This is a genomic window from Microbacterium sp. zg-B96 (assembly GCF_030246865.1).
Taxonomy (GTDB): Bacteria; Actinomycetota; Actinomycetes; order Actinomycetales; family Microbacteriaceae; genus Microbacterium.
Genome location: NZ_CP126738.1, coordinates 958,505 through 979,863, shown reverse-complemented (window position 1 = coordinate 979,863; position 21,359 = coordinate 958,505). Strand labels below are relative to the sequence as shown.

Below are 21,359 nucleotides of genomic sequence, written 5' to 3'. Positions count from 1 at the left end.
TGGTCCGACCACCTGTTGTGACCTCCCGTGCACGATCCGTGCGGGCGCCGTGCACGGGACTAGCGTCACGAACAAATACGCCCCGAGAGGCCTGGACGAGACCTCCCCCGGCAGCGACGCAATCGCGACGACGTAAGGAAGCGACCATGACCGTTCTGTTCCCCTCCCCTCTCACCGGCCCCGACGCGATGCCCGACGCCTGGGACGGTTTCACCCCCGGCCCGTGGCAGGACGGCATCGACGTCCGCGGGTTCATCCAGGCCAACTACACGCCCTACACCGGTGACGCCGGCTTCCTCGCCGGCCCCACCGAGCGCACCAAGCGAGTGTGGCAGCGGATCGTCGACATGTTCCCGGCCGAGCGCGAACGCGGCGTCTACGACGTCGACGCCCTCACCCCCGCCGGCATCACCGCCCACGCCCCCGGCTACATCGCCGAGGACGACGAGCTGATCGTGGGCCTGCAGACCGACGCTCCCCTCAAGCGCGCGATCATGCCGTACGGCGGGTGGCGCATGGTCAAGGGCGCGCTGGAGACCTACGGGTACGACGTCGACCCGGACCTGGAGAAGATCTTCACGACGTACCGCAAGACCCACAACGACGGCGTCTTCGACGTGTACCCGCCGGCGGTCCGCCGCGCACGCAGCAGCCACATCATCACGGGGCTTCCGGATGCCTATGGTCGCGGCCGCATCATCGGCGACTACCGCCGCGTCGCGCTGTACGGCACCGACGGCCTCATCGCCGCGAAGAAGACCGAGCGCGCCGAGCTGGACATGCACTTCTCGACGGAGGACATCATCCGCCAGCGCGAGGAGAACGCCGAGCAGATCCGGGCGCTGCAGGAGCTCGCCCAGATGGCAGCGAGCTACGGCTACGACATCACCCGCCCCGCCTCGACGGCCCGCGAGGCCGTGCAGTGGCTCTACTTCGCCTACCTCGGCGCGGTGAAGGAGCAGAACGGCGCGGCGATGAGCTTCGGGCGCAACACCGCGTTCCTGGACATCTTCATCGAGCGCGACCTCGCCCGCGGCATCCTGGCCGAAGAGGACGTGCAGGAGCTCATCGACGACCTCGTCATCAAGCTGCGGATCGTTCGGTTCCTGCGTACCCCCGAGTACGACGCGCTGTTCTCCGGCGACCCCACCTGGGTCACCGAGTCGATCGGCGGCACCGGCGAAGACGGACGCACGCTGGTCACCAAGACTGCCTTCCGCTTCCTGCAGACCCTCTACAACCTCGGTCCCGCGCCGGAGCCGAACCTGACGGTGCTGTGGAGCAACGACCTGCCCCAGGGGTTCAAGGAGTTCTGCGCCCGCGTGTCGATCGACACCTCGTCGATCCAGTACGAATCCGACGCCCACATCCGCTCGCTCTGCGGCGACGACGCGGCCATCGCGTGCTGCGTGTCCCCCATGACCGTCGGCAAGCAGATGCAGTTCTTCGGCGCCCGCGTCAACCTCGCCAAGACCCTGCTGTACGCCGTCAACGGTGGCCGCGACGAGGTGAGCGGCAAGCAGATCGCGCCGGTCATGCCCGCCGTGGCCGGTGACGTGCTGGACTACGCCGACGTGCGGGCCAAGTTCCGCGTCATGATGGAGTGGCTCGCCGAGACGTACGTCGATGCGCTCAACTGCATCCACTACATGCACGACAAGTACGCCTACGAGCGTCTCGAGATGGCGCTGCACGACCGGGATGTCCTGCGCACCATGGCCTGCGGCATCGCCGGGCTCTCGGTCGCGGCCGACTCGCTGTCGGCGATCAAGTACGCCACGGTCCACCCCGTGCGCGACGAGACCGGCCTCGTGGTCGACTACACCGTCGAAGGCGAGTACCCCTGCTTCGGCAACGACGACGACCGCGTCGACGACATCGCCCGGGAGCTCGTCACCGAGTTCATGGAGATGCTCCGCCGGCACGAGACGTACCGCGGCGCCGTGCACACGCAGTCGGTGCTGACGATCACGTCCAACGTCGTGTACGGCAAGAAGACGGGCAACACCCCCGACGGCCGCCGTGCCGGTCAGCCGTTCGCCCCGGGCGCCAACCCGATGAACGGACGAGACACCCACGGCATGCTGGCCGCGGCGCTGTCCGTCGCCAAGCTCCCCTTCGAGCAGGCGCAGGACGGCATCTCGCTCACCACCACGGTCGTGCCGTCGGGTCTCGGACGCACCGAGTCCGAGCGTGTGCAGAGCCTGGTCGGTCTGCTCGATGCCCAGATGATCTCCGGCGGCTTCCACCTCAACGTCAACGTGCTCACGCGCGAGACGCTCGAGGATGCCATGGCGCACCCGGAGGACTACCCCCAGCTGACCATCCGTGTCTCCGGATACGCGGTCAACTTCGTGCGCCTGACCCGCGAGCAGCAGCTCGACGTGATCAGCCGCACGTTCCACACGGGAATCTGACTCCCGTGTCCGACATCCTGGTGCCGGCACCGAACGTCACACGCCCTGACTCCGACGGACATCACGCCCGCCTCGAAGCCATGCGGACGGGTCGCGTCGCGAGCGTGCATTCCTGGGAGCTCGTCACTTCCGTGGACGGTCCCGGCACCAGGATGACGCTCTTCCTCGCCGGCTGTCCGCTGCGCTGCCAGTACTGCCACAACCCCGACACCTGGCAGCAGCGCGACGGCGCCAAGACCGACATCGACGACATCCTCGCTCGCCTGCGCCGGTACCTGCCGGTGTTCCAGGCCACCGGAGGTGGACTCACCATCTCCGGCGGCGAGCCCATGCAGCAGCCGGCATTCGTGACGCGACTGGCCGCGGAGGCGTCGAAGCTCGGCATCCATGTCGCTCTCGACACCTCCGGCAACCTCGGGCGCAACGCCTCCGACGCCCTGCTGAAGGATCTGGACCTGGTGCTGCTGGACGTGAAGTCGGGCCTGCCCGACCTCTACCGCGAGGTCACCGGGCGGGAGCTCAAGCCGACGCTCGACTTCGGCGACCGGCTGGCCGCCCACGGGGTGCCGGTGTGGATCCGCTTCGTGCTGGTACCAGGGCTCACCGACTCCCCCGAGAACATCGAGGCGGTCGCCGAGATCGTCTCGCGCTGGCCGAACGTCGCCCGCGTCGAGGTGCTGCCCTTCCACCAGATGGGCACGTCCAAGTGGGAGCGCCTGGACATCCCCTATCCGCTGGCGGACACCCAGCCGCCCGAGGCGGATGCCGTCGAGGCGGCCCGCGAGCACTTCCGCGCCCGGGGCCTGGTCACCTACTGAGCGCGATCATCCGGTCTGCCGTGCGGCGCGCCCATTCTTCGGCCTCCGCGAGGCTCTCGCGGGTGAGGGTGTCCGGCGCCTCGTGCGCGTCCACGACGCGCTGCACGGTGTCCAGGATGCCGGTGAACCCGAGCGCTCCGTCGTGGAACGCGTCGACGGCCTGCTCGTTGGCGGCATTGAACACCGCCGGGTAGGTCCCGCGCGCCCTGCCCACCTGCTTGGCCAGCGCGACCGCGGGGAACGCCTGCTCGTCCAGCGGCTCGAACGTCCACGTCGACGCGGTCGTCCAATCCAGCGGACGGCCGACCCCGGAGATCCGATGCGGCCAATCGAGCCCCAGTGAGATCGGAAGCCGCATGTCCGGCGGCGATGCTTGCGCGATGGTGGATCCATCGACGAACTCCACCATCGAGTGCACGATCGACTGCGGGTGCACCACGACGTCGATGTCGGCGTAGTCGACACCGAACAGCAGGTGCGCCTCGATGACCTCCAGGCCCTTGTTCACGAGCGTGGCGGAGTTGGTGGTGACCATCCGGCCCATGTCCCAGGTGGGGTGGGCGAGCGCCTCGGCCGGGGTGACGGATGCCAGCTGGTCGCGGGTGCGACCCCGGAACGGTCCGCCCGACGCGGTCAGGACCAGCCGGCGCACCTCCCCTGGCTCCCCCGAGCGCAGCGCCTGCGCGATCGCAGAGTGCTCGGAGTCCACCGGGACGATCTGACCGGGAGCCGCCAGCGCGGTGACGAGGTCGCCGCCGACGATCAGCGATTCCTTGTTGGCCAGCGCCAGCGTGCGGCCCGCTTCCAGCGCGGCGATCGTGGGGCCGAGGCCTACCGATCCGGTGATGCCGTTGAGCACCACATCGGCTTCGACGTCGCGCACGAGCTGCTCGGCTTCGACCGCGCCCAGCGCGGTGTGCTCGACGTGGAACTCCGCCGCCTGCCGGTCCAGCGCATCGCGCTGGGACCCGGCCGACAGGCCGACGACCTCGAACCGACCGGGGTTGGCGCGGATGACGTCCAGCGCCTGGGTGCCGATGGAGCCGGTGGAACCGAGAATGAGGACGCGACGCACGCGACTCAGCCTACGGTCACGCCGCGGGGGCGTGCTGCGTGGCCAGGATGTCGATGACGAAGACGAGGGTCTTCCCCGCCAGTTCGTGGTCGCTGCTGCCGGCCTCGCCATAGCCGAGCGCCGGCGGGATCACGACGAGAACCTGTGAGCCGACCGGCTGACCCGCCAGCGCCTGCACGAACCCCTCGACGAACTGGTTGCCGGGGATGGAGTAGGGGGCGCCGCGGCTCCACGACGAGTCGAACGACTCGCCGGTCTCCCAGTCGACGCCGTAGTAGTGCAGCAGCGTGGTGTCACCGGCGGCGACGGCGGGGCCGTCACCCTTCTTCAACACCGAGATCTGCAGGTCTGTCGGCGCGGTGGCTTCGGGGATCGTCACCGTGGGGGCACCGTCGTCGGCGAGCTCCACGGCAGGCATCCCGTCGACGGGTTCCTGCTCGTCGCCCCATGCGGCGCCGGGCGCGACGTCGAGCAGGTCGAGCACGTACACCTGCGCCCCGGTGCCGCTTGCCTGGTCGGCGGGCAGGGTGACGGCGACGCGAGTGCCGACGGTGGCGCAGCCGAGGAACTGGCCGAGACCTGTGCCGGCACCGATCTGCTGCGGCAGGATCTCCGCCTCGGCGTAGCCGACTGCACCGAGTTCTGTGGCGGTCTCGGCATCCACGCCCACGAACGCAACGTGCGCGAAGTCACCCTCGGCGACCTCGTCGCCGTCGCCTTCGACCAGCACCGAACTCTGGATCCCTTCGATCTCCAGCGGGGCGGAGAAGGTGACCTTGGGCGCCTCGCCCACTGCACCATCGGCCGTCACCGCGTCCGATGCCGCGCCCGAGGGCAGCTTCGCATCGCAGAGTTCACCGGCGCTGGGAGAGGCGGTGTCCGTGGTGTCCGTGGGCTGCGGCGAGCCGGTGCAACCGGCGAACAGGACCACCGAAACGGCGGCAGCGGACAGGGCGACGAGTGGGCGGAAGCGCACGGGGATCCTCACGGCGGGTGACAACGGACTCCCCCATCTTGTCGCACTCCGCTCCCGGGCGCCTGGGAACGGGCCCATACCGCCATGCCCGGGCACGCATGCGAACGGGAGTAACCTCGTTGAGTGACTGTCCAGCAGCCCGCGCCCGACGAGCAGACGAGCGACTCCGCACCCGTACCGGGCATCGGAGCCGCCTACGTCATCGGGCGGTGGGTGCTCGCTCCGCTCATGCGCATGTTCTACCGCCCCCGGATCGAGGGACGAAAGAATGTGCCGCGCAAGGGCCCGGTGATCCTCGCGAGCAATCACCTGTCGTTCATCGACTCGTTCGTGATCCCGATGGCATCCCCCCGTGCAGTGCGATTCCTGGCCAAGGCCAGCTACTTCGACGGCAAGGGCATCAAGGGCTGGTTCTCCCGCGAGTTCTTCTACGCCCTCGGCGCCTTCCCGGTCCAGCGAGGTGCCGGCCAGGCGGCATTGGACGCCCTGGACCAGCAGAAGCGCATGCTCGAGGCCGGCGCGGCAACGGCGCTGTACCCCGAAGGCACCCGTTCGCTGGACGGACGCCTGTACAAGGGACGCACCGGCGTGGCCTTCCTCGCACTGCAGACCGGCGCCCCCGTGGTCCCGGTGGGCCTGGTCGGCACGAACGAGATCATGCCGGTGGGCGCGAAGTTCCCGCGGCTGCGCCCGCGCGTGACCGTGCGCTTCGGCGAGCCGATCGACCTGTCCCACCACGGCCCGGCGACCTCAGGCCGCGCGCGACGGCTCGCCACGGACGAGATCATGGCGGCCATCCATGCGCTGTCCGGTCAGGAGCTCGCGAACGCCTACAACGAGGCGCCGGCGCAGAACCCCGTCGAGCGCATCAAGCAGGTCCTGCCGCACGAGCGCCGCTGAAGCGGGCCGCCGCGTCAGCCTGCGACGTCGATGACCGGCTCGTGCCGCACCGGGAAGTTCACCGAGTTCGCGATGAAGCACCACTGGTGCGCCTGCGTGTGCGCCTCGCGCGCGGCATCCACCATCGACGCATCCGCGACGGTCACCTGCGGTCGCAGCACGACCTCGCGGAACGCTCCCCCGCCACGGCCGTCCTCCACCATGACCCCGGTCGCCGCGTCGCGGTAACCGGTGACGATGACCCCCGCCTGGACGCAGGCGTGCAGGTACGACAGCAGATGGCACTCCGACAGCGCCGCAACGAGCAGATCCTCCGGGTTCCACTTGTCCCGGTCGCCACGGAAGGGCTTGTCGGCGGATGCTGCCAGCGCCGGTTTCCCGTCGATCGTGATCGTGACCGACCGGTCGTAGTCGCGGTACCCGCTGGTGCCGGTGCCGCGGTCGCCGGTCCACTGCGTCTGCACCTGGTAGGTGTGCTCGCCGAACATGCCGTCAGTCTGGCACGCGGGCTGCGGGGCTGAGCGCCGGTAGGCTGGAGGCGTGCCGCAGACGTTCTCCGCCAAGGATGCCGTGGAGCTCGCTGTCGTCGAGCGCAGTGGCTTCGTCGAGTCGCGACACACCGGCAGCGCCGTGGTGCTCGCCCCCGATGGCTCGGTGCGCACCGCGCTGGGAGACATCGACACCGCGATCCTCCCCCGCTCCACCCTGAAGCCGCTGCAGGCACTTGCGTGCCTCACCGCCGGAGCCGACCTCGACGGCGAGAGCCTGGGTCTTGCCACCGCGAGCCACGCCGGCACCGACCGCCACGTCGACGTCGTCCGCGGCATCCTGCACCGCGCCGGTGTCGGCGAGGACGACCTCGGCTGCCCGCCCGCGTGGCCCGGCGACACCGCGACGCGCGATGAGCTCGTCCGGGAACTGGGCGCGCCCTCGCGCATCCGCATGAACTGCTCCGGCAAGCACGCCGCGATGATGCTGGCGTGCGCCGTCAACGGGTGGGACACCGCGACGTACCTCGACGTGAACCACCCGCTGCAGATGCACATCCGCGAGGTCATCGAACGCCTCAGCGGCACGAAGGTGTCCATCACCGCGGTCGACGGGTGCGGGGCTCCCGTCTACGGCATGACCCTGGCGGCGCTCGCGCGCGGCATCCAGCGCATCGTCACCTCGTCCGAACGCTCCCCCTTCGCCCTGCACCGCCACGCGGCCACGCTCGTCCGCGCGGTGAAGGAGAACCCGTGGACGATCGACGGCGAGGGGCGACCCGACTCCGTCGTCATCGACAAACTCGACGTGTTCGCCAAGACCGGCGCCGAAGGCGTACTGGTCATGGCCGCCCCCGACGGCACGACCGTGGCGCTGAAAGTGCTCGACGGCAGCTCGCGGGCGGCGACCGTCGTCGCCCTCACACTGCTGGTGCGTGCCGGCGCCCTGCCCGCGGGGCAGGTCGCGCAGGTGCTCGGTGCGCTCCCGCTGACAGTCAGCGGCGGCGGCAAAGACGTCGGAGCCATCCGCCCGACGGTGTAGCGGCGCCCACACCCCGGGCGCGGAAAAGGAGCGATCAGTGAGGATCTGCGTACCAGCCGAGGTCAAGAACAACGAGTACCGGGTGGCGTTGACCCCCGCCGGGGTGCACGACCTCGTCGCCTCCGGACACGAGGTGTTCGTGCAGACCGGCGCCGGCAACGGATCATCGATGACGGATGCCGAATACCTCGCCGCCGGTGCGACGCTTCTCGACGACCCGGCGGAGGTGTGGGCCCGGGCCGAGCTGCTGCTGAAGGTGAAGGAGCCGATCGCCAGCGAATACGGGTACTTCCGCGAGGACCTGGTGCTGTTCACCTACCTGCACCTGGCCGCGGACCGGCCACTGACCGAGCGGCTCGTCGCCGCCGGGGTGACGGCGATCGCCTATGAGACGGTGCAGCTGCCCAGCGGCACGCTGCCGCTGCTGGCGCCCATGAGCGAGGTCGCCGGGCGCCTGGCGCCGATGGTGGGATCGTCGACGCTGATGCGCTCGGCGGGTGGTCTCGGGTTGCTGATGTCCGGGGTGCCCGGCACCCGGCCCGCCCGGGTCACGATCATCGGCGGCGGGGTCGCCGGCGCCAACGCGGCGTACCTGTCGGCCGGCATGGGCGCGGACGTCACGATCTTCGACACCAACGTGCAACGGCTGCGGTTCCTCGACGACCACTTCCAGGGCCGGGTGAAGACCGCGGCATCCAACCCGCTTGACCTCGATGCCGCCGTGGTGTCGTCCGATCTGGTGATCGGGTCGGTGCTCATCCCGGGGGCGAAGGCGCCCAAGCTGGTGACCAATGCGATGGTCGCGCGGATGCGGCCCGGGTCGGTGCTCGTGGACATCGCCGTCGACCAGGGCGGCTGCTTCGAGGACACCCGTCCCACGACCCACGCCGATCCCACCTTCACGGTGCACGGCAGCGTCTTCTACTGCGTCGCGAACATGCCGGGAGCCGTACCGAACACCTCGACGTCGGCACTGACCAACGCCACCATGCCTTATATCCGCCGCATCGTGGCACTGGGCTGGCAGGAGGCCATGCGCGCCGATTCCGCGCTCGCGGAGGGGCTGAACACCCACGCCGGCGCCGTCGTCAACGCCGGGGTGGCCACCGCGCATGCCCTGCCACTCGCACCGCTGGCAGGCGCCCTGGCCTGACCGCTCCGGCGGGCGGCGGGCGCCGGCCTCCTGGCGACAGGAGAGGACGGATGCCGACGGATGCCCGGCTTCAGAGTTCCTTGATGCCCCAGGGCGAGCCGTAGCCGCCGGGCGCGGGCGCGGCGAGCAGGTCGAGGAACGGGCGGGCGTCGAACGACTCCGGCCCCCGCACCCCGGCACCGGACCACACGCCCGCGGCGAGCAGTTCCAGGGCGATCACCGGGTTCAGCGCGGTCTGCCACACCACGGCCTGCGAGTTGTACTCCCGCATCGTCTGCTCGTTGTCGGCTACGTGGTACAGATACGTCGACCGCGGCTGCCCGTCCTTGCCGGTACCGGTGACCCACACCCCGGCGCAGGTCTTTCCCGTCATCCTGTCGCCGAGGGTCGCCGGGTCAGGCAGGGCCGCGGCCACGACATCGCGCGGGGACACCTGCACGCCCTTCACCGCGATCGGCTCGGTGCGGTCCAGTCCCACCTTGTGCAGTACCTGCAGCACCTGGATGAACTCGTCCCCCAGTCCGTACTTGAACGTCACCCGCTTCGCCTTGGTCCACCGCGGCATCAGCAGCACTTCCTCGTGCTCGACGTTGACGCACTCCACCGGGCCGATGCCCTCGGGAAAGTCGAACACCTCCGGCTCGCTGAACGGTGCCGTGGTGTACCAGCCGCGGTCGCGCTCGAAGATCACCGGCGGGTTCAGGCATTCCTCGATCGTGGTCCAGATCGAGAACGACGGCGCGAAGTCGTACCCCGCCACGACGAGGTTCGCGCCATCCCGCACGCCCAACTCGTCGATCTCGTCGAACAGCTCGTCCTCGGCGTAACGGGCGAAGACATCGGACAGCCCCGGCTCCACGCCGATGCCCACCAGCGCCAGCAGCCCGGCGTCGGCCCAGCGCTGCTCCTGCGCGAACTGCTCGTCGCCGAGCTTGACCCCCGGCAGCTCGTGGGGCTTATCGGCGTGGGGCCGCGACAGGCTCATGGCCATGTCGAGGTAGGTGGCCCCCGCCGCGAAGCAGCCGTCGAAGATCGGCATGACGAACCGCGGATCAACCGCGTTGAGCACGTGGGTCGCGCCGTGGGTGCGGATGAGGGATGCCACCGAGTCGGCATCCGAAGCGTCGACCTGCGCCGCCGCGAGGCGGTCATCGCCCAGGTCGTCCACCAGCCCCTGCGGCCGGGCGGGGTCGTAATCGGCGATGACGAGGGCGTCGAAGAAGTCCCGGCGCACCGCGATGCGGGCGGCGGCGGAGCCGACACCGCCGGCGCCGATGATGAGGATGCGCATGATGCGATCAGGCCAGTCCGCCGTCGACCGAGCGGCCATAGTCGGCGGGATCCTCAGGGACCAGGACGGGCGTGTCGCGATTGAGGCTCTCACCGCGGAAGAAGGGCTTGGCGCGGGGGAAGGCGTACCAGATCAGCATGAGCACGATACCGAACGCCAGCGAGCCCACGCCGATCACGAACGTCCCGCCGATGCCCCACACCACGGTGTAGCCGTAGTCGACATCCCACATGTCGATTGCGGAGCGGACGAACGCCCACGTGAGCATGGCGGCACCCAGCAGGGGCAGGAGCCCTCGGTAGAAGAACGAGCGCGCCGACGTGAACAGCTCGCGGCGGAAGTACCAGACGCACGAGTACCCGGTGATGGCGTAGTAGAACGCGATCGCGAGCCCGAGGGAGAGGATCGAGTCCTGCAGGATGTTGTCGCTGATCAGCGACATGCACACGTAGTAGACGGACGCGACGACCCCCATCACCAGGGTGGAGAAGGACGGCGTCTTGTAGGTCGGGTGCACGGCAGCGAACCGGCGCGGCAGCGCCTTGTAGGCGGCCATCGCGAGGGTGCCGCGGGCGGTGGGCAGGATCGTGGTCTGGGTGGAGGAGACGGCCGAGACCAGCACGGCGACCACGAGCAGCCAACCGACGGGCCCGAGCAGGCCGTCCTTGATCGCAAGGAAGAAGTCGTCGGCGTTGGCCTCGTTACCCAGGCCCGACCCGGCCTCCCCGATGCCGGCGTACATCATGGCGGCGACGGTGACACCGACGTAAGTCACCAGCAGGATGACGGTGGTCAGCAGCGCGGCCCGGCCCGGGATGTGCTTGGGGTCCTTGGTCTCCTCGTTCAGCGCCAGGCAGGTGTCCCAGCCCCAGTAGATGAACAGTGCCAGCAGCACCGCCTCGGCGAAGCCGGATTCGTTGAACGCGCCGGTGTCGGTGACGAACGCGAGCGGGTTGAACCAGGCCCAGTCGAACGCGGTCGGCGCCGGCGCGGTGCCGGCGAAGTAGTGCCACAGCGCCGCGACGACGAAGATCGCCAGCACGAGGTACTGCAGCCCCAGCAGCACGTTCTGGATGCGTTCGCCGATCTCCACACCCCGCCAGCTGACCCAGGTCATCGCGGCGATGAACGCCACGGCCATCAGCATGATGCGCCAGTCGTTGTTCTCGAACTCCAGACCCAGCAGCGACCAGAAGTAGATCGACGCGATCTGGGCGAGATTGGCGAGCACGACCATCCCGGCCACGGCGACACCCCACCCGCCCATCCACCCCACCCAGGGGCCGAAGGCCTTCGTCCCCCACGTGAACGTGGTGCCGCAGTCGGGTACGGCGTTGTTGAGCTCGCGGTAGGCGAAGGCGATGAACAGCATCGGGATGAACGCGAGCACGAAGGCGATCGGCGCTTGCCCGCCCACCGCGAGCACGACCCAGCCGAGGGTCGCCACCAGCGAGTAGACGGGCGCGGTGGAGGCCAGTCCGATGACCGTTGAGCCCCACAGACCGAGTGTTCCTGCTGCGAGGCCCTTGCCGTCGGGTCGGCTGAGATCGATGGGCGTCGTCGTCACAGAGCCGAAAGTATGCCTGCCGACCGGTCGCGTCAAGTCGCGGCCCGCTCATTCCAGACGCACGCGCCGGGCGGCCGATGTGGCGTCCCACACCCACGCCCGCGCGCGGGCCGGTGCCGCATAGGGCGGCAGCGTGCGCGACCCGGTCACCGCACGCACCTCGCCGGCGCAGGCGGCGTCGATGACGAGCGTCCCCGAACCGCGCACCGCCTGCAGGGTGCGCCATTCGCGCAGCCAGACCTCCGCCTCGCCCCACAGCACCGTCGGCCCGGCTTCGGGCACCGGGGATCCGGAGCCGGCATGCTGTCCGAGCTCGCGCACGTCGATGCCCGCGGCGGCCCATCGCACACGCACCGCACGGGCGGCGGGCGAGGCGGGCGCCACCACAGCGGTGAGCCCCGCCGGTTCGAACAGCGGCACCGGTGGCGGCGGGGGCTCGGCGGGGCCTGCGGCGAGCGCGAACTGCACCGTGACGCCGTCCAGAGTGCCGCGCCCCGGCGGCAGGTCACGGCGGTGCGCCGATGCCTCCCCGCCCGCCGCGACGTGATCCGCGCGGGTGGGCAGTGCCAGCAGCGCCCGCCGGGGCAGCAGCGGCGCCAGGCGGCCGGCGAGGCCGGTGGGGCGTTGCGCGGTGGCGATGACGCGGATGCCGCGCCGGCCGCAGTCACGTGCGAGGGCTTCGACGCGGTCGACGATCAACGCCTGGTGGTCGGGTCCGAACGGAGCCACCAGGGCGTCGACGTCGTCCAGCAGCACGAGCGTTCCCGGCGGCAGGTCGCTGAATGCGTCGATCGTGTCCCAGGCGGCTTCCGGGTCACGCGGCACGGTGACGGTGCGTGCCGGGTCGTGCTGCGCGGCCGCCGCCCACAGCACGCCGGTCTTGCCCGACGCAGGTCCTCCCACCACGAGCAGGCCGCGATCGGCGGGCAGCAGCGCGACTGCCCGCTGCCGCTGCCGCTGCGGCTCATCCGCGAGGCCGAGCAGGAGCGTGCCCCCGCCCGGGTCCGCCGACGCGGTCAGCGACGCCAGCGGCAGCACGGCCGGCAGTTCCGGCAACCAGGGCCGTCGCGGCGGCGGGCCGGCGTCGGCGGCGGCGAGAGCGGCGAGGGTCGGCGGCGCACACACCGCGACGCGCACGGTGCGCGGGACGCGGTCGGCGGCCCGGCGCACCAGCGCGAGCCCGCGGGCGGCCGGGTCGCCTGGTAGCGACGCCGCGTCGTCGGTGCCGATGACCAATCGCGAGTCGGCGGCATCCGTCACCCGCAGGCAGATGCGCAGCGGACAGTTCGCCAGCAACGCGTCACGGAACACCCCGCCGGCGCGCTGTCCGGCCAGGATCAGGTGCATGCCCAGGGCGCGCCCGCGCGCGGCGATGTCGGCGAACACGTCGTGCAGACCCGGCTGCGTCCCCACCAGGGCGGCGTATTCGTCCACGACGATCACGAGCCTGGGCAGCGCGCCCGCCGCCTCATCGACGTCGCGCGCGCCGCGGTCGGCGAGCACCCGCTCCCGATGGCGCAGCTCCGCCCGAAGGCTCTCGATCGCGCGGTGCGCGGTCGCCTCGTCGAGGTCCGTGAGCACACCGGTGACGTGCGGCAGCGTGGCCAGCCGGTCAAAGGCGCGGCCGCCCTTGAAGTCGGCGAGGAGGAACGCCACCTGGGCGGTCGTGTGCGTGGCGCACAGTCCCGCGATCCACGTGGCGAGCAGCTCGCTCTTCCCTGCTCCCGTGACGCCGGTGACCACCGCATGCGGGCCGTCCACGACGAGATCCACCACGACCGGTTCGCCGCCGTCGCGCCCGATGATCGCCGGAAGGGTGCCCGGTGCGGCCGCGGGCACCAGCGGGAGCAGGTCGGCCAGGTCCCCCGACGGGGTGGGGGCGCCGCCGGCCACCTGGCCGGCGCGGGTGTCGAGCGCATCGGCGATCGCGGCCGCCTGTGCCCTCCCCACCGGCTCCACCGTCACGTCGCGGGCAAGACCCCCGTGGTCCAGCCGCGCGGTGGTCAGGCCGGTGAGGGTGAGCACGGCCGCGCAGCGCGGCGGTGGCGGGGTCCCCGGCGCCACGACGGCGACGAGGGCGTCGACCCCGCGCTCGATCGCCTCTCCGGGAGTGCGCAGCTGCACCGCGATGCCGGTCAGCGCCTGCCGATGCGGCAGAGCGGCGCTCCAGCCGCCGTCCGTGGCGGCGGCACCCACGACGCGCACATCGCCTGGTGGGGACGTCAGACACAGCTGCAGCACGAGCCCGCGTGCGACGGCCGCCGCGGCGACCGGCGGGCCCACGACGGCGATGCCGGCGGCGGCGGGCACCGTCAGCGGCGCGTCGGCGAGCACGGCCGCTCGTGCCCGCAGCGCCGCATCGGCGCGGGTGGTGCCGCCGCCGACACGCACCGCGCTGGTCCGCTCCCCCACGCCGACCACGAGGTGGCCCGGCCGCCCCGGCACGGTGCGCCAGATCTCCTGCGGCGCCGCGAGGTAGGCGGCCACGTCGGGGTGGATGCCGTGCAGCCGCGCCCGCTCTCCGGCGTGACGGGCCTCGAGGGCGTCGATCGTCTCGGCGCGGGCGCGTTCATGGCGCTGCCGTGCGCGGCGGCGGTCGCGGCGGGCCGAGCGCAGGCCGTCCAGCGCCGCACCCCCCGCCAGCAGCGGTCCGAGCGCGGCGAACCACAGCGAGAACACCGACCCGGTAACCGCCCACAACCCGACCGCTGCCGCGACGGGCAGCAGTGCCGAGACCACAGGCAGTGCCGGCCGCGGCGCGGGCTCCGCGGCAACCGGCAGCGTCAGCGGTTCGTCGGCGACGGGGTCGGTGGCGGCCATGCTCCCAGCACACCGCACCCGCCGCCTGCCCGCAGCGCCGGATCGGCCCAGTGCGGATGCTGCGAGTCAGTCGGAGGCTGTGGAGGACGCTGCGCCGTTCGCGTCGTCCTGCGGCGGCACCGTCTGGATCACGTGGGTCGCGGCGGTCTGCGGCCGTTCGGCGGTATCGCCGTCGATGTCGTCGACGAACAGCTCCGAGGTGAGCACGATGATCGAGATGTTGTCGCGACCGCCGTTCTCGACGGCAGCGCGCAGCATGGCATCCACCGCCTCGGCGGGGTCGGCGTGCTCCAGGAGGAAGTGCAGGATGCCGTAGTCGGTCAGTTCCTTGGTGAGCCCGTCGCTGCAGATGACGAAGCGGTCGCCGTCGACGATGTCCAGGCGCACGTAATCGGGCGTGACGCTCTCGGTGGGGCCGACGGCCCGGGTGATGACGTTGCCGTAGGGGTGGTTCTCGGCCTCTTCCGGGCTCAGCCGGCCCGCGGAGACGAGTTCCTGCACGACCGAGTGGTCCGTCGTGATCTGCATGAGGCTCTCGTCGCGCATGAGATACACCCGCGAGTCGCCGATGTTGAGCGTGACCCAGGTGGCCTCGTCGCCGGAGACGTCCAGGAACACGCCGGTCACCGTCGTGCCGGTGCCATCGTCGGTGGCTCCGGGATGCTTGGCGATGTCCTCGACGGCGCGGGAGAGGGCCTTCTCGATGGCCTTGGTCGAGACGGTGTCCTTCTCGGCCACGGTGGTCAGTCGCTCAATCGTCCGCGCACTGGCGATCTCGCCGCCGATGTGACCGCCCATGCCGTCGGCGACGATGAACAGCGGGTAGTGGGCGAGCAGCGCGTCCTGGTTGACCTCACGGCGGCGGCCGACGTCGGTGACCGCGGCCCACGACAGCGTCAGTTCCCCACCGGGCACCGCGACGACGCGCGTCTGGGTGGTGGCCTCGGGCACGCTTGCAGCCTTCCCGTGTCAGCGGATGCGCTCCGGAAAAGGAACGCGTTTCACATCCTAGTGGACAGCCTCGACACCGCTCGGTGCGCCGTCATCGTCCAGCGGCGCCTCGAACTGCGCGTTGTACAGCCGCCAGTAGGCGTTCTTGGCCGCCAGCAGCTCGTCGTGGGTCCCCTGTTCGACGATCGCGCCCTGCTCCATGACGAGGATGAGGTCGGCGTCGCGGATCGTGGAGAGCCGGTGCGCGATGACGAACGAGGTGCGGTCCTGGCGCAGCCGCGACATGGCCCGCTGGATGAGCAACTCGGTGCGGGTGTCCACCGAACTCGTGGCCTCGTCGAGAATCAGCAGTCGCGGGTCGGCCAGGAATGCCCGTGCGATCGTCACCAGCTGCCGCTCCCCCACGCTGAGGTTCGTCGCCTCATCGTCCAGCAGGGTGTCATAGCCGTCCGGGAGGGCGTGCACGAACCGGTCCACGTACGCCGCGGAGGCGGCATCCACCATCTCCTGCTCGCTGGCGTCGGGGCGGCCGTAGAGGATGTTCTCGCGGACCGTGCCGGCGAACAGCCACGTGTCCTGCAGCACCATTCCGGTGCGCGACCGCAGATCGTCGCGCGTCATCGCCCGGATGTCGAGCCCGTCCAGCGTGATCCGGCCGGCGTCGATGTCGTAGAAGCGCATGATGAGGTTCACCAGCGTCGTCTTGCCCGCCCCGGTCGGCCCGACGATGGCGACGGTGCTCCCGGGCCGCGCCGACAGGTCGAGGCCCTCGATGAGCGGCTTGTCGGCGGTGTAGCGGAACGACACCGCCTCGAAGTCGAGGTCGCTGGCCTGCTCGTCCACGGTCTGGGCCGGATCGGGGTCGGGGCTCTGCTCCTGCTCGTCGAGCAGCTCGAACACCCGCTCGGCGCTGGCGACGCCCGATTGCAGCAGGTTCGCCATCGACCCCAGCTGACTCAGCGGCTGGGTGAACTGGCGCGAGTACTGGATGAAGGCCTGCACGTCGCCGATGGACAGCCGCCCCCCTGCCACCTGCAGTCCGCCGACGACGGCGATGCCGACGTACACGAGGTTTCCGACGAACATCATCGCGGGCATGATGATGCCGGAGAGGAACTGTGCGCCGAAGGTGGCTCGGTACACCTCCTCGTTCTCGGCTCGGAAGTCCTCCTCCACCTCTCGCTGGTGACCGAACACCTTCACGATCGAGTGGCCGGAGAACGTCTCCTCGACGCGCGCGTTGAGCACGCCGGTGGCCGTCCACTGCGCGACGAAGAGCCGCTGCGAGCGACGGGCGATGAGCACCGTGATGACGATCGTGAGCGGAATCGTCACCAGCGCGATCAGCGCGAGCAGCGGCGAGATGACGAACATCATGATCAGCACGCCCACGACCGTCAGCAGCGACACGATCACCTGGGACAGCGTCTGCTGCATGGTCTGGCCGATGTTGTCGACGTCGTTGGTCACCCGGCTGAGCAGTTCGCCTCGTTGCACCCGGTCGAAGTACGACAGCGGCAGGCGGTGGATCTTGTCCTCGACCTGCATGCGCAGCCGATGCATCGCCCGCTGCACGATGCCGTTGAGGATCCGCGCCTGCAGCCAGCCGAAGACAGCCGAGAACAGGTACACCGCCAGCACTGCGGCCAGGATCCACGCGAGACGGTCGAAATCGATTCCCGCCCCCGGCACGAAGTCCATCGCGGCGAGCATGTCGGCCTGCTCCTGGTCGCCGGCCGCGATGAGGCCGTCAACCACCTGCTGCTGGGTGGCACCGGCGGGTGCCTGCAGTGAGATGAATCCCGCGAAGACGACGTTCGTGCCCTCGCCGAGTATCTTCGGGCCGGTCACCGACAGCGCGACACTCAGCACTCCCAGCAGCAGCACGGCGATCAGCTGCGGCATGTCCACCCGCAGCATCCCGAACAGGCGCTTCGCGCTGGGGCCGAAGTTCTGCGCCTTCTGCACGGGCAGGGCGACTGCGCCGGGGCCGCGCGGGCCGGGGCCGCTCATGCCGCCGGGGCCGCGGGGACCGGGGCCGCTCATGCCGCCTCCGCTGCGAGCTGGGAACCGACGATCTCGCGGTACGTCTGGCACGTCTCGAGGAGTTCGTCATGCCTGCCGATGCCGACGATGCGGCCGTGTTCGAGCACGATGATCTGATCGGCGCCCTGGATCGTGGAGACCCGCTGTGCGACGACCAGCCGGGTCGTGTCGGGGAGCTGCTCGTCCAGCGCCCGACGCAGCGCCGCATCGGTGCGCAGATCCAGCGCCGAGAACGAGTCGTCGAAGATCTGGATGCTGGGGTTCTTCACCAGTGCCCGCGCTATCGCCAAGCGCTGGCGCTGCCCGCCGGAGACGTTGGTGCCGCCCTGTGCGATGGGGGCGGCGAGCTGCTCGGGCATGGCCTGCACGAAGTCCCTCGCCTGCGCCAGTTCCAGCGCCTGCCACAGTTCGTCTTCGGTGGCCTCGGCGTTGCCGTAGCGCAGGTTGGACGCGACGGTCCCGGAGAACAGGAACGCCCGCTGCGGCACGAGCCCGATCCGTTTCCACAGGTCGTCGGGATCGTACGCACGCACGTCGACCCCATCGACCCTGACTGCGCCGCCGGTGGCATCGAACAGCCGCGGGACGAGGCCGACGAGGGTGGATTTGCCCGATCCGGTCGATCCGATGATCGCCGTCGTCGTACCGGGGGCGACGGTGAAGGTGAGGTCGTGCAGCACCGCCTCATCCGCGCCCGGGTAGGCGAAGTCGACGTGGTCGAAGTCGATCCGCCCCGACGCCGGCGGCACCGGGGCCGCGGCGGCGGGCGCCTTCACCGACGGTTCCGCGTCGAGCACGTCGCCGATGCGGGTCGCGCACACGGCGGCTCGCGGGATCATCACGAACATGAAGGTGGCCATCATGACGCCCATGAGGATCTGCATCATGTAGTTCAAGAATGCGAACAGCGTGCCGACCTGCACTCCGGCATCCTGCACCTGCCCGGCGCCGAACCAGATCACCGCGACGCTGGACAGGTTCATCACCAGCATGACGGCGGGGAACATCAGCGCCATGAGGTTTCCGGCTCGCAGCCCCGTGTCCATGACGTCTTCGCTGGCGCGGGAGAACCGGTCGTGCTCCTGGCGTTCGCGCACGAACGCGCGGATGACGCGGATGCCGGTGAGCTGTTCGCGCAGGATCTGGTTGACGCGGTCGATACGCTGCTGCATCTGCGTGAACGCCGGCACCATGCGCACGACGATGAGCCCCACGATCACCAGCAGCAGCGGCACCGACACCGCCATCAGCCAGGACAGCCCGGCATCCTGGCGGACCGCCATGACCACCCCGCCGATGGCGAGCATGGGGGCGGAGATCATCAGCGTGGCCGACACCTGCACCAGCATCTGCACCTGCTGGACGTCGTTGGTGTTGCGGGTGATGAGCGACGGCGCCCCGAACTGCCCCACTTCGCGCTGCGAGAAGGCCACGACGCGGTGGAACAGGTCGGCGCGCAGGTCGCGCCCGACGGCGGTGGCCAGGCGCGACCCGAACCAGACGGCGATGATGGCGCACACGATCTGCACGGCGCTGGCCACGAGCATGATGCCGCCGGTGGACCAGATCACCTCGATGTCGCCGGTGACCACGCCCTTGTCGATGATGTCGGCGTTGAGGGTGGGCAGCATGAGGGATGCCACCGACTGCGCCAGCTGGAACACCACGACGGCGACGATGAGCGGCCACATCGGCGTGGCGTACCGCACCAGAAGCTTCCCGAGCACGGGCGTTCCTTTCTGCGCCGAGCACGACGCACGGGATCCGACGCTACGCCAGCGTCACATCCTCTGCCAGAGAGCCGACGAGCGCCCGGTGCGCCCTCGGCGAACGCGCCTCACACGCGCGCAGCGGGGTCCTCGACCAGCGGGAACAGCGCGTCGATCGCGGCGAGGTCGTCGGCACTCGGCGACCAGGCGCTGGCTGCCGCTGCGTTGGCGCGCACCTGCTCGGGGGTCGTTGCGCCGGCGATGACGCTGGACAGCGCGGGCCGGGCCAGCAGCCAGCCGTATGTGGCCTCGAGCATCGTGATGCCGCGTGCGTCGCAGAACGCCCGGTATTCCTCCAGCGCGTCCCACGGGGCGTCGTCGTACACGTGCCGGCGCTGCCGCATGATGCGGGTGTCGGTGGGCGCAGCGTCGCGGGAGAACTTGCCGGTGAGCAGCCCGTTGTGAAGCGGGAAGTACGGGAAGAACCCCAGCCCGAAGCGCTCGACCGCCGGCAGCACGTCGCGCTCGGCGGCGCGGGCCAGCAGGCTGTAATGGTTCTGCGCCGAGATGAACGGCACGCCGTGGCGCCCGCGCGCGACGAAGTCGGCCTCGGCGATCTGCCAGCCGGTCAGGTTGGAGTGCCCGATGTAGCGCACCTTGCCCTCGCGGACGAGGTCGCCGAGCGCATCGAGGGTCTCCTCGATCGGCGTGCCGGGATCGGGGGTGTGCAGTTGGTACAGATCGATCCAGTCGGTCTGCAGCCGCCGCAGCGACCCCTCAACGGCCCGGCGGATGTAGGAGCGGGACCCCTTCGCGTCCGCCGGCAGCCCCGTCATCGCGAAGCCGGCATGGCCGAACTTGGTCGCCAGCACCACCTCATCGCGGCGGGAACCCAGCGCCTGCCCCATCAGCGTCTCGGACAGGCCGGGTTGCTTGCCGTACATGTCCGCGGTGTCCAGGAACGTGATGCCCGCGTCGATCGCGGCATCCAGCACCGCACGCGTTCCCTTCAGCGTCTCGGTGGCGGTGCCTACCCGCCCGAAGTTGTTGCAGCCGAGGCCGGCAGCGGAGACGACGAGGCCGGACGAGCCGACGCGGCGCGATGCGAGAGCGGTCATGCCCCCACGCTAGCGCGCACACAAGAGCCCCCCGCGCGGGCGGAGGGCTCTTGTGGTCGTGTGACTACTGCTTCGGAGGCTCCGTGGCAGCAGGCGGCTCGGTCGTCGGCGGCTCGGTCGGCGGCTGGGGAGCGGCAGGCGGCTCCGTGGGCGGCGTGGTGGGCGCTGCCGGCGGCTGGTAGGGCGGCGGCTGAGTGGCCGCGGGCGGCTGGTAGCCGGCGGGCGGCTGGTAAGCCGCGGGCGGCTGGTAGCCAGCCGGCGGTGCCGGCGGCTGGTAGCCGGCCGGAGCTGCCGGCGGCTGGTAGCCGGCGGGAGCTGCCGGCGGCTGGTAGCCGGTCGGCTGCTGCGGGTAGCCCGGGTAGCCGGGGGCTGCCGGGTAACCGCCGACCGCGGTCTGCGCCGGGATCCCCGCCCACACGGTGGTGTCCTTGAGGAACGAGTTCGCCCAGGGCGCCGGCGGGACGGCGAGGTTCCAACGGGACTTGTCGAAGGCGACGATGCCGAACCACACGATCGTCAGGAAGATGTACAGCACGAGCCAGACCGGCTCCTTCTGCAGCTTGAGACCGACGCGGTAGGCCGCGAGCACGGTGTAGACGCTGGCGGCGACCAGGAACAGCCAGCCGATGCCGACGCCGGACAGCACGCCACCGGCGACCCAGGCGATCAGCAGCCACCACGGGTTCAGATCGCCCAGCTTGGCGAAGATCATGGTGTTGTAGACGGGCACCCAGGCGCGCCACTTGCCCTGAACCCCTGCCTTGTCGAACAGCTTCATCATGAACAGCGACGTCAGGACGTAGCCGGCGATGCCGAACAGCAGCCAGATGAAGCCGAATACGGCGATGAGCGCGAGCATACCGCCGTCTGTGTCGTAGGGACTCATGGTCGACCTCCGTCGAGATGTGGCGCCTACGGCGCCAGCGGGACAAGTGTCCTGCGGTCACATGCTAGCGAGGCGCGCGCCCCCCCATGCGACGCCGCGCTA

Annotated in this window: 16 protein-coding genes; 5 read left to right on the top strand and 11 right to left on the bottom strand. The window is 70.5% G+C overall.

Translation table 11 applies throughout. The features are described from left to right. The first annotated feature begins 146 nt into the window (after positions 1-146). On the top strand, positions 147-2,417 hold the full coding sequence (gene pflB, locus QNO11_RS04370; protein WP_257509505.1) for a formate C-acetyltransferase: 2,271 nt from the start codon (positions 147-149) through the stop codon (positions 2,415-2,417). Between the two features lie 14 nt (positions 2,418-2,431). Continuing rightward, positions 2,432-3,235: a pyruvate formate-lyase-activating protein gene (gene pflA / locus QNO11_RS04365; protein WP_257509542.1), complete on the top strand. Its 804-nt coding sequence runs from the start codon at positions 2,432-2,434 to the stop codon at positions 3,233-3,235. Here the strand turns inward: pflA and dxr are convergent. Together dxr and QNO11_RS04355 are read right to left on the bottom strand one after the other, a co-directional pair. After that, on the bottom strand, positions 3,225-4,310 hold the full coding sequence (gene dxr, locus QNO11_RS04360; protein WP_257509504.1) for a 1-deoxy-D-xylulose-5-phosphate reductoisomerase: 1,086 nt from the start codon (positions 4,308-4,310) through the stop codon (positions 3,225-3,227). The genes pflA and dxr overlap by 11 nt on opposite strands. A gap of 16 nt (positions 4,311-4,326) precedes the next feature. Then, positions 4,327-5,286 carry an FKBP-type peptidyl-prolyl cis-trans isomerase gene (locus tag QNO11_RS04355; protein WP_257509503.1) on the bottom strand — a complete coding sequence of 320 codons (960 nt, stop codon included), beginning with the start codon at positions 5,284-5,286 and terminating at the stop codon, positions 4,327-4,329. A gap of 228 nt (positions 5,287-5,514) precedes the next feature. Between QNO11_RS04355 and QNO11_RS04350 the strand changes: the two genes are divergently transcribed. Then, positions 5,515-6,186: a lysophospholipid acyltransferase family protein gene (locus tag QNO11_RS04350; protein WP_257509541.1), complete on the top strand. Its 672-nt coding sequence runs from the start codon at positions 5,515-5,517 to the stop codon at positions 6,184-6,186. A 14-nt stretch (positions 6,187-6,200) separates the two neighbouring features. On the opposite strand, the gene QNO11_RS04345 is transcribed toward QNO11_RS04350, so the two are convergent. Then, positions 6,201-6,674: an OsmC family protein gene (locus QNO11_RS04345; protein WP_257509502.1), complete on the bottom strand. Its 474-nt coding sequence runs from the start codon at positions 6,672-6,674 to the stop codon at positions 6,201-6,203. A gap of 52 nt (positions 6,675-6,726) precedes the next feature. Here QNO11_RS04345 and QNO11_RS04340 point away from each other — a divergent pair, with 52 nt between their 5' ends. Beyond that, the gene (locus tag QNO11_RS04340) at positions 6,727-7,716 is read left to right on the top strand and encodes an asparaginase (protein WP_257509501.1); all 990 of its coding nucleotides are present in this window, start codon (positions 6,727-6,729) and stop codon (positions 7,714-7,716) included. Between the two features lie 37 nt (positions 7,717-7,753). After that, a complete protein-coding gene (gene ald / locus QNO11_RS04335) occupies positions 7,754-8,869 on the top strand; it encodes an alanine dehydrogenase (RefSeq protein WP_257509500.1) in 1,116 nt (371 codons plus the stop codon). Between the two features lie 70 nt (positions 8,870-8,939). Here ald and QNO11_RS04330 read toward each other — a convergent pair whose 3' ends face one another. The 8 genes from QNO11_RS04330 to QNO11_RS04295 all read right to left on the bottom strand — a co-directional run bounded on the left by QNO11_RS04330 (position 8,940) and on the right by QNO11_RS04295 (position 21,257). Further along, a complete protein-coding gene (locus tag QNO11_RS04330) occupies positions 8,940-10,160 on the bottom strand; it encodes a saccharopine dehydrogenase family protein (protein WP_257509540.1) in 1,221 nt (406 codons plus the stop codon). Positions 10,161-10,167: 7 nt separating this feature from the next. Further along, a complete protein-coding gene (locus QNO11_RS04325) occupies positions 10,168-11,727 on the bottom strand; it encodes an APC family permease (RefSeq protein WP_257509499.1) in 1,560 nt (519 codons plus the stop codon). A 48-nt stretch (positions 11,728-11,775) separates the two neighbouring features. After that, positions 11,776-14,547 carry an FtsK/SpoIIIE domain-containing protein gene (locus tag QNO11_RS04320; protein ID WP_257509498.1) on the bottom strand — a complete coding sequence of 924 codons (2,772 nt, stop codon included), beginning with the start codon at positions 14,545-14,547 and terminating at the stop codon, positions 11,776-11,778. Between the two features lie 66 nt (positions 14,548-14,613). Further along, complete coding sequence (locus tag QNO11_RS04315) at positions 14,614-15,498, bottom strand: PP2C family protein-serine/threonine phosphatase (RefSeq protein WP_257509497.1); 885 nt, start codon at positions 15,496-15,498, stop codon at positions 14,614-14,616. 57 nt (positions 15,499-15,555) lie between these two features. Further along, positions 15,556-17,544 carry an ABC transporter ATP-binding protein gene (locus QNO11_RS04310; RefSeq protein WP_257509496.1) on the bottom strand — a complete coding sequence of 663 codons (1,989 nt, stop codon included), beginning with the start codon at positions 17,542-17,544 and terminating at the stop codon, positions 15,556-15,558. After that, positions 17,541-19,271: an ABC transporter ATP-binding protein gene (locus tag QNO11_RS04305; protein WP_257509495.1), complete on the bottom strand. Its 1,731-nt coding sequence runs from the start codon at positions 19,269-19,271 to the stop codon at positions 17,541-17,543. Before QNO11_RS04305 ends, QNO11_RS04310 begins: the two co-directional genes overlap by 4 nt. Positions 19,272-19,381: 110 nt before the next feature. Beyond that, positions 19,382-20,371, bottom strand: coding sequence for an aldo/keto reductase (locus tag QNO11_RS04300; protein WP_257509494.1), 990 nt, complete (start codon positions 20,369-20,371; stop codon positions 19,382-19,384). A gap of 64 nt (positions 20,372-20,435) precedes the next feature. Beyond that, on the bottom strand, positions 20,436-21,257 hold the full coding sequence (locus QNO11_RS04295; RefSeq protein ID WP_257509493.1) for a large exoprotein: 822 nt from the start codon (positions 21,255-21,257) through the stop codon (positions 20,436-20,438). Positions 21,258-21,359: the final 102 nt, after the last annotated feature.

Coding starts and splice junctions, on each gene's coding strand:
- pflB (WP_257509505.1), top strand. CDS start 147: ATGACCGTTCTGTTCCCCTCCCCTCTCACCGGCCCCGACGCGATGCCC.
- QNO11_RS04350 (WP_257509541.1), top strand. CDS start 5,515: ATGCGCATGTTCTACCGCCCCCGGATCGAGGGACGAAAGAATGTGCCG.
- QNO11_RS04345 (WP_257509502.1), bottom strand. CDS start 6,674: ATGTTCGGCGAGCACACCTACCAGGTGCAGACGCAGTGGACCGGCGAC.
- QNO11_RS04330 (WP_257509540.1), bottom strand. CDS start 10,160: ATGCGCATCCTCATCATCGGCGCCGGCGGTGTCGGCTCCGCCGCCGCC.
- QNO11_RS04320 (WP_257509498.1), bottom strand. CDS start 14,547: ATGGCCGCCACCGACCCCGTCGCCGACGAACCGCTGACGCTGCCGGTT.
- QNO11_RS04310 (WP_257509496.1), bottom strand. CDS start 17,544: ATGAGCGGCCCCGGTCCCCGCGGCCCCGGCGGCATGAGCGGCCCCGGC.
- QNO11_RS04300 (WP_257509494.1), bottom strand. CDS start 20,371: ATGACCGCTCTCGCATCGCGCCGCGTCGGCTCGTCCGGCCTCGTCGTC.
- QNO11_RS04295 (WP_257509493.1), bottom strand. CDS start 21,257: ATGAGTCCCTACGACACAGACGGCGGTATGCTCGCGCTCATCGCCGTA.